Source organism: Nocardia sp. NPDC004722, from assembly GCF_053601505.1.
The window spans coordinates 1-14,160 of sequence record NZ_JBSGBY010000163.1 but is presented as its reverse complement, the minus strand read 5'-3'; the positions used below and the strand labels follow the sequence as shown (position 1 = coordinate 14,160).

Sequence of the window (14,160 nt, the reverse complement as noted above, 5' to 3'; positions counted from 1 at the left end):
GTTTACCCCCTTGACCCCCATGGGGCAGAAGCTATCCCAGGCTCCCGCGCCCAGCAAATGAACGCTATTTAGTAATAGGTGTTCACAAACGGGGTGTGGCGTGGCACACTCGAGCGGAACGTGTTCCAAAGGAGGTTCCGTGTCCGCGCCGTCCATCCCCACCGGTTTCGACTTCACCGATCCCGACCTGCTGGCCCAGCGTCTGCCCGTCGAGGAATTCGCCGCACTTCGCAAGCAGGCCAAGCCTTTCTGGGTGCCGCAGGCCAACGGCCTGACCGGCTTCGACGATGGCGGCTACTGGGCCGTCTCCAAGATGGATGACATCAAGGAGATCTCGAAGAGCCCGGAGCAGTTCTCCAACGAGGAGAACACCGCCGTCATCCGCTTCTACGGCGACATCGCCCGCGAAGAGATCGAGGTGCAGCGGTACCTGCTACTGAACATGGACCCGCCGCGGCACACCAAGCTGCGCCGGATCATCTCCAAGGGCTTCACCCCGCGCGCCATCGAGTCGCTGCGCAACGCCCTGCGTGACCGCGCCGAGCGCATCGTGCACGAGGCCAAGAAGAACGGCGGAGGCAACTTCGTCGAGCAGGTCGCCGCGGAACTGCCGCTGCAGGCCATCGCCGAGCTCATCGGTATTCCGCAGGAAGACCGCGGCAAGATCTTCGACTGGTCCAACCAGATGATCGGCTACGACGACCCGGAGTTCAACGGTGACCACAAGGTCGCCACCGCCGAGGTCATGGGCTACTCCTGGAACCTCGCCGAGCAGCGCCGCGCCTGCCCGATGGACGACATCGCCTCCACCCTGCTGCAGGCCGACATCGACGGCGACGCACTGGCTTCCGACGAATTCGCCTGGTTCGTGATCCTGCTGTCGGTCGCGGGCAACGAGACCACCCGCAACGCCACCACGCACGGCATGAAGGCGTTCGTCGACAACCCGGACCAGTGGGAACTGTTCAAGGAGCAGCGTCCGCGCACCGCGCCCGACGAGATCGTCCGCTGGGCCACCCCGGTCATCGCCTTCCAGCGCACCGCCGTCGAAGACGTCGAGCTGTCCGGTCAGCTGATCCAGAAGGGCCAGCGCGTCGGCATGTTCTACAGCGCCGCCAACTTCGACGAGAACTACTTCGAAGACCCGTACAAGTTCAACGTGCTGCGCAACCCCAACCCGCACGTCGGCTTCGGCGGCACCGGCACCCACTACTGCGTGGGCGCGAATCTGGCCCGCCTGCAGCTGGATCTGATCTTCAACGCCATCGCGGACGTCATGCCGAACCTGCGTCAGATCTCCGAGCCGGTCCGCCTGCGCTCGGGCTGGCTCAACGGAATCAAGAGCTGGCAGGTCGCGTACGAGTGAGCGATTCGGGCCCGAAGGCGGTAACTTGCCTTAACCACCCCAGGGCCCAATTCGACACGGATACGGAGTGAATCGATCAGCATGAGTGAACCTCGCCGACGAGGCCGGATGCCCGCGGTCAGCGACGCCGACATCCGCCGCGTCGCACGCTCACTGCTGGTCGAGCAGGGCCCCGACGCCATGACGCTGCGGGCCATCGCGCGGGAGCTGGGCATCACCGCTCCCGCGCTCTACCGCTACTACGACTCCCGCGACAACCTGGTCTCGGCAGTCCGCACGGATGTCTGCGCCGACCTCGCCAAAGACCTCGAAGCCGCCATCGCCGACCTCCCCGACGACGCGGGCCTGCGCTTCTTCGCCATCTGCCGAGGCTTCCGCCACTGGGCCCTGACCCACTCCCGCGAATTCACCCTCGTCTTCGCCTCCCCGGTGAGCGCCGGAATCACCAGCGCCATGCAGCAATTCGGCGAACCGGTCGGCCGCATCTTCCTCGGCGCCGCAGGCCGCCTCCTCACCGAGTACCAGGTAGTCACCCCACCCCTGGACCTCATCCCGCCCGAACTCCGCGACGACCTCATCAAGTTCCAAACGGAACTCCTTGCGGTACTGGCAGATTCAGGCCAAAAGTTCCCGGCGGAGAAGCTCGACCTAGGCGTCAGCTACGTCATGATCCAATTCTGGGCCCGCCTCTACGGCCACGTAACCCTCGAAGTCTTCAACAACTACCCCATCCAAATCTCCCACCCCGACGTCCTCTTCGACTCCACCCTCGCCGACATCGGCCGAGGCATCGGCCTCGTCCCGGGCTGACCCTCTCGGGCGGAGTGCGCAAAGTAGAGCAAGACCGCCCTTAGTCGCGTTTGATGGGCGGAAAGTACAGCAAGACCGGACTGGTCGCGCGGCTCTATCTACTCCGATGCGGCCGTGGTGGTTTCGACCCAGTCGATGTAGCTGTCGATGCACCATTCGATCGGGGTCGCGGTGATCTCCGGGCTGTCCCAGGGATGGAGTTCGATGAGGCGGGCTGCCAGCTTGTCGCGGGTGGCGGTGGAGGTTCGGAGGGTCACTCGCCATTCTTGGGCCTCGCCGAGCTCGCCCAGGTGCCAGAACACCGAGGTGGCGGGGCCGGTGATTTCGGCGCTGGCGGCGAGTTTCTCGGCGACCGTGGTGCGCGCGATGGTGCGCGCGTCTTGCTCGGTCGGGGTTGTGGAGGTCACCGACCAGACGCGCGCTGTTCCCATGCGGTCACAGTAAGGGCTGGTGGGTGGGGGTTACCAGGTGGCCCAGTCGTGGGCGATGCGGGTGGCGCGGTCGATGGGGATGGCGAAGGTGATGGGGCTGTCGGGGCTGATGCCGGTGATCATGGCTATGACGTGGTTGTCGGTGTCGAAGACCGCGCCACCCGAATCGCCCGGGGCGGCAACGGCATCGAGGGCGATCATGCCGGTGAGGATGGATGTGGGGCCCGATTTCCCCTGGGTTCGCTGGTTGAGGGCGGTCACGGTGCCGGTGCTGGTGGTGGGCAGCGGGCGGGCTCCGGCGTAACCGATCGCCAGCACCGGGTTGCCGGTGTCGGGGCGGTGGGATGTCTCCAGTTGCGCGGGAGGAAGGTCGGTAGGGGCGTCGATTCGGAGGAGGGCGACGTCGTCGGTGGGGGAGAAGCCCAGGCGGGTAGCCGGATACGAGCGGGTGCCGGTGGAATCCGCGACCGTGATCGCGGTGGACTTGTCGACCACATGGCTGTTGGTCAGCACCAGCCCGGTGCCGTCCAGCAAGATCCCCGACCCGACACCATTACCGGAAGCGTGCACCGACACCACCGACCGCGCCAACTCGCCCGCCTTCCCCTCGAGCACGCTCAACTCGGCACGAAGCCGAACCTCCTCGACCGTCCGAACATGCTGCCCGACAAGGCAAACCGTCGCGACAACGGCCAGTCCCACGCACAATCCACCCCACAGGTCACTACCACCCGGAGCACGCCGAACAATTGCAAGCAAGTTGCCGACCATGCCCCGAAGCTACCGCAGTTACCTCACAGCGACCAGTCGTTGGCGTATGGCAGCCGGGGTTGGACGGGGCTACCAGCCTGCGTCGGTCAATTGTTTTGCCAGGTCTTCTGCTTGGCGGACGCCTGCGCGGAAGGCATGTGGCCAGCTGGCGAGGGGGTCGGGATTGGTTGCGAACGTGGTGAATATGTCGATGGTCGCTGCGTCGGGGTGGAAGTGGACGAACCTGTCGGCGACGGTTGTGGCGAGCTCGGCTTGTAACCGTTCGGGTGGGAATCTGTGTGCCAGTGGTTCGATGACCAGGAGGATGTTCGAGGGTGTGGCGATGTCGGCGTTGGTGGCCGACCATACCCCGCCGTCGATGTAGTAGCGATCGGCGATGACGACGGGGTGGCGCAGTCCGGGGTAGGCGCGGCTCGCGGCGACGGCTGCCGCCAAAGGCACACCGGATCGGTTGTCCCACATCTGGCGCTGTCCGCTTTCGGCGTCGATCACGACGACACGAAGCCGGTGATCCGGCCATTCGTTGTCGCCGACGAGCCACTCCAGCTCCGCGATATCCGTCGGTGGCGCGGGCTCCTCGGCCATCGCCATCCGGCCGACCTTGCGCAGTGCCGCCTCACGATCCAGCGTGGGATCCGACAGTACCGCGCGAACGGCCCTGACCAACTCCACCTTCACCATCGGGGGAGGGGGAGTGTCGCCGGGCGGCCGGGGATCGTCGGCGAACGAGTCCAGATCCCGCCCCACGACCAGCGCGGCACCGACTATCGCGCCCGCGGACGTGCCGACGATCGAGTCGGCCACGCCCAAATCGATTCCCCGGCGGCGCAATTCAGCGGCCAAACCCGACATCCACGCCGTCCCGACAACACCGCCCCCGGCCAGAACGACCGAACGCCTTACGGTTTCGTCGGACGCTCGGCCCGCATCGTGACTCCCCATGCGGCAATCCTACGACGCGATCGTGTCGATCATCGGGGGAGTGAGACCCTCGCACAGCCAGCGGCCGTTGACCTTTCGCATGTCGAGAACGTATTGCAGTTCGCCGTGGTGTGATTCGCGGTCGGCATCGCTCGCCAGGGTGTGCGGGACGTTCGTGGAGACGTGGGCGGTGTCGGCCGTGTGCGAGTCGACCGTGCACCACGCACCCCACACCTGGGATGACGCGCGGGTTTTCAGCATCACCTCACGCAGTCTCGGTTTCTCCTGGTCCCACGTTGTGAGCCAGGACCCGGTGGCCCCCTGGCTCACCGCCGCGGAGTAGGCGTCGAACTCCTTGGCGGACCACATGCCGTAGCGGAGCAGGGATGCCACGTAGCCGCACGCGGCGTCTTCGGCCTCCTGCACGGTCGAGCGATCGACGCGGCGGGCTTCCAGCCGTGACAGCGTGGGCACCGCGACCGCGAGGAGAACCACCACGGCCACCAGCAATGAAATCGCGCTTGCCCAGCGCCACTTGGACCAGCTGAAACTAGTCACCCCTACCTCGAATCAGCTACGGGCGTCGGCCAATTCGGGCGTGCGGAGGTTTTCCGGTTCCTCGACGAGGGTGGGTTCGCTCAGGCCGATGCGGCGTTGGATGCGTTTCATCCAGTGCGGTGCCCACCAGACGTGGTCGCCGAGGAGCTTCATCGTGGCGGGGACCAGGAGCATTCGCAGGACGGTGGCGTCGATGAGGAGGGCGGCGATCATGCCGTAGGCGATGTACTGCATGAGCACCAGGTCGGAGAAGGCGAAGGCGCCGGTGACGACGAGCAGGATCAAGGCCGCCGCGGTGATGATGCGGCCGGTGTGGGCGGTGCCCGACCGGATGGCCTCCTCGGTGGTCGCGCCCGCGGCGCGGGCTTCGACCATGCGGGACAACAGGAATACCTCGTAGTCGGTGGACAGGCCGTACACGATCGCGATGATCAGGAACAGGATGTTGGCCTGGATCGGCTGCGGCGTGAAGTCGAGCAGACCGGAACCGTGCCCCTCGGTGAAGATCCAGGTGAGGATGCCCAGCGTCGAACCGAGGCCCAGCACGCTCATGAACGCGGCCTTGAGCGGCAGCACCAGCGACCCGAAGGTCAGGAACATCAGCAGGGTGGTGAACGCCAGCACCAGCAGGATCATCAGCGGCAGCCGATCCAGCAGTGCGTTGATCGCATCGTGCTGCACCGTCGGCACACCGCCGACCATCATGGTCACGCCGTCGGGAACCGGAAGCTGCCGCAGCCAGTCGATCGTCTTGTCGTACTTGGTGGAATCGACCAGATACGCCGCCGTGCGGAACACATCCGGCTGAATCTGCGACCGCGTCGGGATCTCGAACCCGGCGGGCAGAATGCCGGGCGCGTGACTTGCCTGCGCGATGAGCGGCCCGACCTGCGTGCTGTCCTTCGACACGATGATCAACTCGATCGGATCGGACTTGCGATACGGGAAATTCGCGTCGATCTGCTCCTGCGCCACCCGAATCGCATTGTCCGGCGGCAAATACTTCTCGCTGAACCCGCCGAAGGCGATATTGCGCACCGGCACGATCAATACCAGCAACCCGAGAACCAGCACCGCCGTGATCGCCCGCGGATGCCGCATCACCCACGAGGTGGACCGGCCCCAGAAACCGTTCTCCACATCCCGGGCCGCGTCCGCGCGCCGGAATCGCTTGATACCCAGGGCATCCACCCGGGGCCCGAGGATCGCCAGCATCGCGGGCAGGATCGTCACCCCGGTCAGCGCCGCCAGTGTGACGGTCGCGATCGCGCCGTACGCGATGGACTTCAGAAATCCCTGCGGAAACAACAGCATTCCGCCGAGACTGGCGACGATCATGGTCGCTGAGAACAACACCGTGCGCCCCGCGGTCGTGACCGTCCGCCGTACGGCCGCCGGGGTGTCGTACCCGGCCGCCACCTCCTCCCGGAACCGGCTCACGATGAACAGCGCGTAGTCGATGGCCAAGCCCAGCCCGATCATCGAAACCACCGGCGCCACGAAGGAATTCACCTCGGTGAAATTGGTGATCCACCGCACGATCCCGTTCGCGCCCAACACCGTCAGCACACCCATGAGCAGCGGCAGCGACGCCGCGACCACACCGCCGAAAATGAAGAACAGCAGGATCGCGACCGCCGGAATGGCCAGCAACTCCATGCGATGCGTATCGGCGGCGATGGTGTCGGTCAGCGCGACCGAGACCGGCTGCAAACCGCCGACCTGCACCTTGACCCCGGGCACCGCGAACGCGTCCTTGACCGCCGTATAGTCCTCGGCCCCATAGTCCTTGAGCGCGATCAACGCGAGCGCATGCGTCTTGTCCTCGGTGGCCAGCTTCGCCGAATTGCCCTTGGTGGTGTGTACCGCCGGCCAGTACGCGGCATTCACGCCCGTGATCTCGTTCGGAAACCGTTGCGTGAGACCGTTGAGATTCTCGGCCACCGCCGCCGCGATATCCGGATCGTCGACGGTCATGCCCTCGGGCGCGGTGTACAGCACGGCCACGTCGGCGGAATGATCCGCGCCGAACGCGGCAGCCGCCAGATTCGCGGCCTGTGAGGATTCCGAACCCGGATCGTCCAACCCGCCCGCGCTCAGTCGGCCCTCGAATCCCCAGGCGTAGCCGCCCAGCGCCAGCAGCGCGGCCGCCACCAGACCGAGGACCAGAAAGCGGTGGTGGGCTACGAGTTTTCCCCATAGCGCGAAGACATCGCGGTCACGCGGGCGGCTGGTCATAATGCACGGTATCAGTCTCGGTGGTAATGGACGAAAAGCGTTGCATTGCAATGCAATTCGGCTATTTCTGAATCAGTGGCAATTGTCGCCGGTCGGGATGGGATGGGTGGGATCGAAGTAGTAGTCGGCATTGTGTTCCGGCGGCGCGCCGCCCATGCTCTGCGCCTTCGCGAACGACGGAGCGAGGAATCCTTTGTTGCCCCACGTGCATTCCCCGGAATACGTGTGGCCCTGGGCCTTGCGCAGCCAGATCCCCTGCGTGCCTTCGACCCACCGCCGCCCGGCGGCATCGGTGGCATTGGCGAAGGTGTAGTCCACCTCCCAGCGCTGCACCACGATCATGTCCATGGCCTGGCGCACCCGCTGCGGATCACCGGGATCGAAGGCGTAAGCGACCACATAGTTGGTATGGATCGCCAGCTCGCCCTCCTCGTTGAGCTGAGCCTGCATGCTGCCGAACACCTTCGGCTGCGCGGGCAGCAATACCTGCCCGGGCGCGATCGCGGTCACGTAGAAACCGGTGGTCGAATCCGGCTTGTCGCGGAGTTCCCCTTCCGCGAATTCCCGCATCTTGGGCGCCAATTGGCTCAGCACCCGCCCGGTGTCGTTGGAGGTGATCGCTGCCCGATCCACCCGCTGCGTGATCAGCAGTTGCCGCGTGCGCTCATAGGCGGACGCGACCGTGCCCGCGTCATAGCCCCCGACGGCCGCGGCCACGGGCGCCACGAATCCGTCCGCGCCGTCGGCCCATCCCGCCGCCGGGGTGTTCAGGAACGGCATATTGAGATTCACCCGCGCCGTCTCGGGCGCTCGCCGTGTCGAGGTCGTGGTCGGCGTGGACGAACTTCGCACCGCGACCGTGCCGCCGAAATTCGGGTGATTGAACGCGATCCACCCGCCGAGCACGACCACCAGCACCGCGCCCAGCGGCAACCACTTGCGCACCTGCCGATTCCGGCCAGACCAGCGCTGCCGCCGCGAATGCTGCTTCTCTATGCGGGCGATCCGGTCCGCCCAGGCCGACCCCACCAGATCCGGATGGTTCGAGAGGTCGTCGTTCTCGCTGTACATCTGCCCCCAACTTCGGTCGAGCGGACCGAACGGTAGCCGACGAACGCGGCGATGATCAACTGGAGGCGAACCGGGGCCGCCGGATATCGCCGATCCGCTTCAACATGCGGGGTCGCCGCAGGTCGCGGGCCATCCACTCACCGAGCGTGACACCGGCCGCGAGCGCCAGCCCGACACCGAACGCGCCGGAGAGCTGATTGAATCCGATCAGCATCTCGTCATTGAGCAAGGCGTACAGCCCGCGATAGACCCGCAGACCCGGCAGCAGGGGAGTGATGCCCGCGACCGCCACCACCAGCGGCGGGGTCAGCGCGCGGCGCGCGAGCAGGCCACCGGCCAGACCCACCACCGTCGCCGCGCCACCCGAGGCCACGATGGGTCCGAACCCGAAATGCTGGACCAACAGGTACACGATCGTCGCCGCGCCACCGCTGAACGCCGCCGCGGCCAGCGCCCGCCGCTCGGCATAACAGGCCAGCGCGAACGCCGTCGAGACGACCGCACCGGCCAGCAGCTTCAGCGGGAGATTGGTCAGATCCCGGGCATTGGTCATGTCGACGGTCGGTACCGACGCCTCGAACACCTCGGCCACGCGCAGCGTGAGCGCGATGCCCGCGATGATGCCGCCGGTCATCATGATCACTTCCAGCATGCGCGCCGACGCGGTGATCGGCGCGCCCGTGATCGCGTCCTCGACCGCGCCGACCAGTTGTAAACCGGCCAGCAGCACCGCGATTCCGGCGGCGATGATCAGCGACGGGTCCAGGCGCAGCCCCTCGGCATACGTCGAGACCAGCACCGCCGGCGTCGCCGCGATGATGCCGCCGGTCATGTGCTGGAAGAAGAACGGCAGCCCACGCCGATTGAGCAGCCGGTTGGTGCGGTCGATCAGCGTGGTCGTCGCGAAACTCAGCAGCGCGATGAGCCAGCCGCCATTGAGCAGCAGCGCCACGCCCGCGGCCATCAGCGCCCAGCCGACGGTCGCCGACCAGCGCGGGTACGGGTGTGGCGCGGAGGTGATCTCGTCGAGCGCCGCGAGCGCCTCGACCGGCGGCACCAGCTCGGTGCGAATGCGGCGGGTCAGCCGATCGACGGCGGCCAGCCGGGTGAAGTCGAGGGAGCGATACTGCACCACCCGCATCGTGCTGGCGGGCGGCAGCTTCGGGCCGCGGTCGGCGGAGATACGAATCGCGTTGTAGGTGACGTCGATATCGCACTTGGACAAACCGTAGGTGGCGGCGATGAATTCGATCTGGGTCGTGGTGTCCATGACCGCCGTCCCCGACGCCAGCACCACCTCGCCCACCCGCTCGGCCAGATCCAGCACCTCGGTGACCGCCGCGTCATCGGTCAGATCGATGGGCCGCACCGGCGCGGGCATATCCACCACGGTGTCCACGGTGGCCCGATGCTCGGCCGTCACCCGGTCCATCACACCGGTCAGCAGCCGCTGCCAGCGGGCGCGCAGCCCGGCGGGCGCTTCCGCTTGCTCCTCGGTAGCCAACTGGTCGGTCACATGCCCAAACGTACACGGGTGGGCTGGATCACCGGGGTGAGTGGTGTGAGGGCAGTAGTGTTTTGGAGTATGGCGACGAGCGGCGTTTCGATTGCGGAAGAGCTACGCGCGGCACTCGACGGTCCGTGGCGGGAGGTGCGCGAAGAGGCCCGCGGCAGTCTGGACGACGACCGCCTCTTCGGTGACCCGGCCCTCGACATCAAGGCCGCGCGGGCACGGGTCCTGGAACAAATGCACCTGGTCGAGTCCTACGGCTGGGTGGCCCGCGGCTTCCGGCACGTGGACGGCAAGCCCAGCGATCCGGGCGGCGCGGTCGTCGCGCTGGAGATGCTCGCCTACACCGATCTGTCGCTGTGGGTGAAAAGCGGTGTGCAGTGGGGACTTTTCGGTGGCGCAGTCGAGAACCTCGGCACAGACAGGCATCGCGCCTACATCGACGACCTGGTGTCGCTGCGACTGCTCGGCTGCTTCGCCATGACCGAGACCGGGCACGGCAGCGATGTCGCCAACCTCGAGACCACCGCCACCTACGACCCCGCGACCGAAGAGTTCGTGGTGCACAGCCCGACCCCGTCCTCGCGCAAGGACTACATCGGCGGCGCGGCCGAACATGCCCGCATGGCAGCGGTTTTCGCGCAGCTGATCACCGGCGGTGAGAGCAAGGGCGTGCACTGCTTCCTGGTCCCCATCCGCGACGAGGCGGGCAGCGACCTGCCCGGCGTCACCACCTCCGACTGCGGGATCAAGGGCGGCCTGCCCGGCGTCGACAATGGGCGAATCCTGTTCGACCAGGTGCGAATTCCACGCGAGAACCTGCTCAACCGCTACGCCGACGTGGCCCCGGACGGCACCTACTCCTCCGAGATCGAGAACCCGAGCCGCCGGTTCTTCACCACCCTGGGCACCCTGGTGCGCGGCCGGGTCAGCGTCGGTGGCGCGGCCGCCGCCGCGGCGCGGGTCGCGCTGAGCATCGCCGTGCGCTACGCCGAGCAGCGCCGCCAGTTCTCCGATCCCGACACCGGCGAGGAGACCCTGCTGCTGGACTACCGCAGCCATCAGCGCCGCCTGCTGCCGCTCGTAGCCCGTTCCTACGCACTGGCTTTCGCGCAGAACGAGCTGGTGCGCCGCATGCACCTGGTGCAGACCGGCCAGGACCTCGACCCCCGCGCGCAGCGTGCGCTGGAGAATCGCGCGGCCGGTCTCAAGGTGGCGCAGACCCGGCATGCCACGGCGGCCATCCAGGAGTGCCGCGAAGCCTGCGGTGGTGCGGGGTACCTCACTGAGAACCGACTGGTCACCTTGAAGGCCGACACCGATGTGTTCACCACGTTCGAGGGCGACAACGTGGTGCTCACCCAGCTGGTAGCCAAGGACTTGCTCACCGCCTATGCCGAGGAGGTGCGCGACCTCGACGCGCTGGGCTGGGTGCGCTTCGCCGCCACCACCGCCCGCGATGTGGTGCGCGAACGTTCCGGTGTGCGCCAGATGATTCAGCGTTTGCGCGATCGTGGCGACGACACCGTGGACGAGGGCGACCTGTCGCGGCGTTCGGTGCAGCTGCAACTCTTCGCCGACCGCGAGGACTACATGGTGCGCACCGCCGCCCACCGGCTGCGCGCCCGTGCCAAGGAGACCGGTCCGTTCGAGGCGTTCAACAATGCCCAGGACCACATCCTCGCCGCCGGCACCGCCCACATCGAGCGCATGGTGCTGGAGGCCTTCATCGACGGCATCGCCGACATCCAGGACCCCGAGGCCCGAGCCCTCGCCGACACCGTCTGCGACCTCTACGTCTACTGGACCCTCGAACAGAACCAGGCCTGGTACATCATGCACCGGTTCATGTCGGTCGAACGCGCCAAGGCCGTCCGCCGCGGCGTCAACGAACTCGTCGACCGCCTACGCCCCCAAGCCCTCACCCTCATCGAAGGACTCGGCGTCCCTGAGGGCGTCCTGCGCGCCGCCATGCTGGACTGAGCGCACTGAACCTTATTGCCTGCGTGCCTCGTTGAGAGGTTGCACACACTCACCTCTACTACAGACAGTCGGACCCCAAGATGTGATCGAGATCCGCCCGGGAGGGGCAGTGAATCGCAGTGCCCGCGAGGGGGAGTCATGGTCTTGGCGCAGCATCGGCCGTACAGCGACGAGGCCTCGCGATGATCGACAAACTGACAGCCCCCGCGCTGCGCACCCCGAAACTGCTGCTGGTCATCGTCGGCATCGCCTTCCTGCTGTGCGGGGCGGCCGGGTCCCAGGCGGCGGCGCGGCTGTCCAACGGGGGTTTCGTGGCGACCGACTCCGAATCGGCTCGTGTCGCCGACATTCTCGATCGTGAGTACGGGCTGTCGGGCATGCAGCTCGTGCTCACCGTCGAATCACCCGGCGGCGCACTGGATGCCGCGGCCACCGCCCGCGGCACGGACATCGCCCAGCAGCTGAAGACCGACCCGCGGCTGTCCAAGACCGTCTCGCTGTGGACCGATCCCCAGCTCGCGTCCGCCCTGCGCAGCCGCGACGGCACCATCGGCTTGATCGTCGCGAGCGTGCGGGGGGACGAGAACACCGCGCCCGGCATCGCCCACCAACTGGCGAGCGAATTCACCGGCAGCCGTGCGGGTGTCGGCGTGCATGCGGGCGGGCAGGCCATGGTCTGGCAGGAGACCGGCCGGCAGACCCAGCGCGATCTGACCATCGCCGAGGCCATCGCCCTGCCGTTGACCTTCCTGCTGCTGGTGTGGTTCCTGCGCAGCCTGGTGGCGGCGCTCATCCCGTTCGTGACCGGGGTGGTGGCCATCGCGGGGGCCAGCGCCGTGCTGTATCTGCTGAGCTACGTCGTCGACCTGTCGATCTTCGCGCTCAACATCACCACCGCCATCGGCCTCGCCCTGGCCATCGACTACTCCCTGCTCATCATCGGGCGCTATCGGGAGGAGATCGCCGCGGGCCGCGAACGCACCGCGGCGCTCACCATCGCCATGCGCCGCGGCGGCCGCGCGGTCGCCTTCTCCGGCCTCACCGTCGGCATCGCGCTGATCGGAATGCTGTTCTTCCCCATGGCATTCCTGCGCTCGCTGGCCTCGGCCGGGCTGGCGGTGGTGGCGCTGTCGATCCTGCTGGCCCTGACCATGGTCCCAGCCCTGCTCATGCTGCTGGGCGACCGCATCAACCGCAAACCCCTGCGCGAGGCCACGCCGGTCGAGCAGAGCAGGCTCTACCGGGTGGCGCGCGCGGTGCAGCGGCGGCCCGCGCTGTGGGCGCTGCCGGTGCTGGCCCTGCTGGTGCTGCTGGGCTCGCCCATCCTCCAGTTGAAGCTGGGCCTGCCCGACGACCGGGTGCTGCCCGCCGGACTGGAGTCCCGGCAGGTCGGCGATCTGCTGCGAGATCGGTTCGACGACAAGGCCACCGGGACCGTGCACCTCATCGTGCACGCCCAGGGCACCGCAGCCAGCGACTACGCCGCCGCCCTCTCCCAGGTTCCTGACGTGGACGCCGTCGTCGGCCCGACCGGCAGCTTCGTCGACGGCCGCCTGGCGGGCCCGGGCGACCCCACGGCGGCCGCGACCGACAGCACCCACCTGGCCGTATCCACCCGCCTCGACCCGTATTCGGCGGCGGCACAACGACAATTGGCCGCACTGCGGGCCGTCGACACCCCCGCGCCGGTGCTGTTCGGCGGCCAGGCCCAGCAGACCGCCGACGCCCAACTCGGCATCAGCCAGGGCTTCCCGAAAACCGTCGCGTGGATCGCCATCACCACCTTCATATTGCTGCTTCTGCTCACCGGCAGCGTGGTGCTGCCGCTGAAAGCCCTGGTGCTCAACGTGCTTTCGCTCTCGGCCACCTTCGGCGCGCTGGTGTGGGTCTTCCAGGACGGGCACCTCGGCGGGTTCGGCACCACCGCCACCGGCTACACCATCGGCACCCTGCCGGTCCTGCTGTTCTGCGTGTCCTTCGGCCTGTCGATGGACTACGAGGTGTTCCTGCTGGCTCGTTTCACCGAGGAATGGGAGCGCTCGGGACGCACCCGCGCCGACAACGACGCGGCGGTCGCGCTGGGCATCGCCCGCTCCGGCCGCATCGTCACCGCGGCCGCCCTGCTCATGGCGGTCGTCTTCGCGGGCATCGCCGCCAGCGGCGTCACCATGAACCGCATGCTCGGCGTCGGCCTGGCGGTGGCCGTCCTCATGGACGCCACCCTGGTCCGGATGATCCTGGTGCCCGCGTTCATGCGACTCATGGGCACCGCCAACTGGTGGGCCCCGACCCGGTCGCGCCCCCTGCTCGAACGGGTCGGCCTGCGCGAGTGACCATCGTGCGCGGATGACCATCGTGTGCGAGTGACTATCGTGGCGGCGTGACGAGAGCGACCGCCCCCGCCCCGGCCCGCCCGGATCCCTGGATCCGCCGCACCGCCCTGCCCGCGCTCATCCTGGCCGGGGTGATCGTGACCGTCCTTGTGCCGCTGTCGTTTCCGG

11 protein-coding genes are annotated in these 14,160 nt (G+C 67.4%); 4 read left to right on the top strand and 7 right to left on the bottom strand.

Features of this window, described 5'->3' with window-relative positions:
- Nucleotides 1-139 precede the first annotated feature (139 nt).
- Complete coding sequence (locus tag ACWELQ_RS18085; RefSeq protein ID WP_452398191.1) at nucleotides 140-1,366, top strand: cytochrome P450; 1,227 nt, start codon at nucleotides 140-142, stop codon at nucleotides 1,364-1,366.
- Between the two features lie 108 nt (nucleotides 1,367-1,474).
- Nucleotides 1,475-2,176 (top strand): TetR/AcrR family transcriptional regulator, encoded by a 702-nt coding sequence (locus ACWELQ_RS18080; protein ID WP_452398190.1) that lies wholly within the window; start codon nucleotides 1,475-1,477, stop codon nucleotides 2,174-2,176.
- A gap of 98 nt (nucleotides 2,177-2,274) precedes the next feature.
- Here the strand turns inward: ACWELQ_RS18080 and cutA are convergent, their stop codons facing one another.
- The 7 genes from cutA to ACWELQ_RS18045 form a co-directional block, all read right to left on the bottom strand.
- A complete protein-coding gene (gene cutA, locus ACWELQ_RS18075) occupies nucleotides 2,275-2,607 on the bottom strand; it encodes a divalent-cation tolerance protein CutA (RefSeq protein ID WP_452398189.1) in 333 nt (110 codons plus the stop codon).
- 30 nt (nucleotides 2,608-2,637) lie between these two features.
- Complete coding sequence (locus ACWELQ_RS18070) at nucleotides 2,638-3,309, bottom strand: S1C family serine protease (protein ID WP_452398188.1); 672 nt, start codon at nucleotides 3,307-3,309, stop codon at nucleotides 2,638-2,640.
- A 138-nt stretch (nucleotides 3,310-3,447) separates the two neighbouring features.
- Nucleotides 3,448-4,320: a patatin-like phospholipase family protein gene (locus ACWELQ_RS18065; protein ID WP_452398187.1), complete on the bottom strand. Its 873-nt coding sequence runs from the start codon at nucleotides 4,318-4,320 to the stop codon at nucleotides 3,448-3,450.
- A gap of 9 nt (nucleotides 4,321-4,329) precedes the next feature.
- Nucleotides 4,330-4,857, bottom strand: coding sequence for a hypothetical protein (locus ACWELQ_RS18060; protein ID WP_452398186.1), 528 nt, complete (start codon nucleotides 4,855-4,857; stop codon nucleotides 4,330-4,332).
- 12 nt (nucleotides 4,858-4,869) lie between these two features.
- Entirely contained in the window at nucleotides 4,870-7,095 is a 2,226-nt protein-coding gene (locus ACWELQ_RS18055) for an MMPL family transporter (protein WP_452398185.1), read from the bottom strand.
- 72 nt (nucleotides 7,096-7,167) lie between these two features.
- Complete coding sequence (locus tag ACWELQ_RS18050; RefSeq protein WP_452398184.1) at nucleotides 7,168-8,166, bottom strand: hypothetical protein; 999 nt, start codon at nucleotides 8,164-8,166, stop codon at nucleotides 7,168-7,170.
- A 55-nt stretch (nucleotides 8,167-8,221) separates the two neighbouring features.
- A complete protein-coding gene (locus ACWELQ_RS18045; protein ID WP_452398192.1) occupies nucleotides 8,222-9,598 on the bottom strand; it encodes a threonine/serine ThrE exporter family protein in 1,377 nt (458 codons plus the stop codon).
- A gap of 153 nt (nucleotides 9,599-9,751) precedes the next feature.
- Here ACWELQ_RS18045 and ACWELQ_RS18040 point away from each other — a divergent pair, with 153 nt between their 5' ends.
- Together ACWELQ_RS18040 and ACWELQ_RS18035 are read left to right on the top strand one after the other, a co-directional pair.
- Entirely contained in the window at nucleotides 9,752-11,659 is a 1,908-nt protein-coding gene (locus tag ACWELQ_RS18040) for an acyl-CoA dehydrogenase family protein (protein WP_452398183.1), read from the top strand.
- A gap of 182 nt (nucleotides 11,660-11,841) precedes the next feature.
- The gene (locus ACWELQ_RS18035) at nucleotides 11,842-13,992 is read left to right on the top strand and encodes an MMPL family transporter (protein ID WP_452398182.1); all 2,151 of its coding nucleotides are present in this window, start codon (nucleotides 11,842-11,844) and stop codon (nucleotides 13,990-13,992) included.
- Nucleotides 13,993-14,160: the final 168 nt, after the last annotated feature.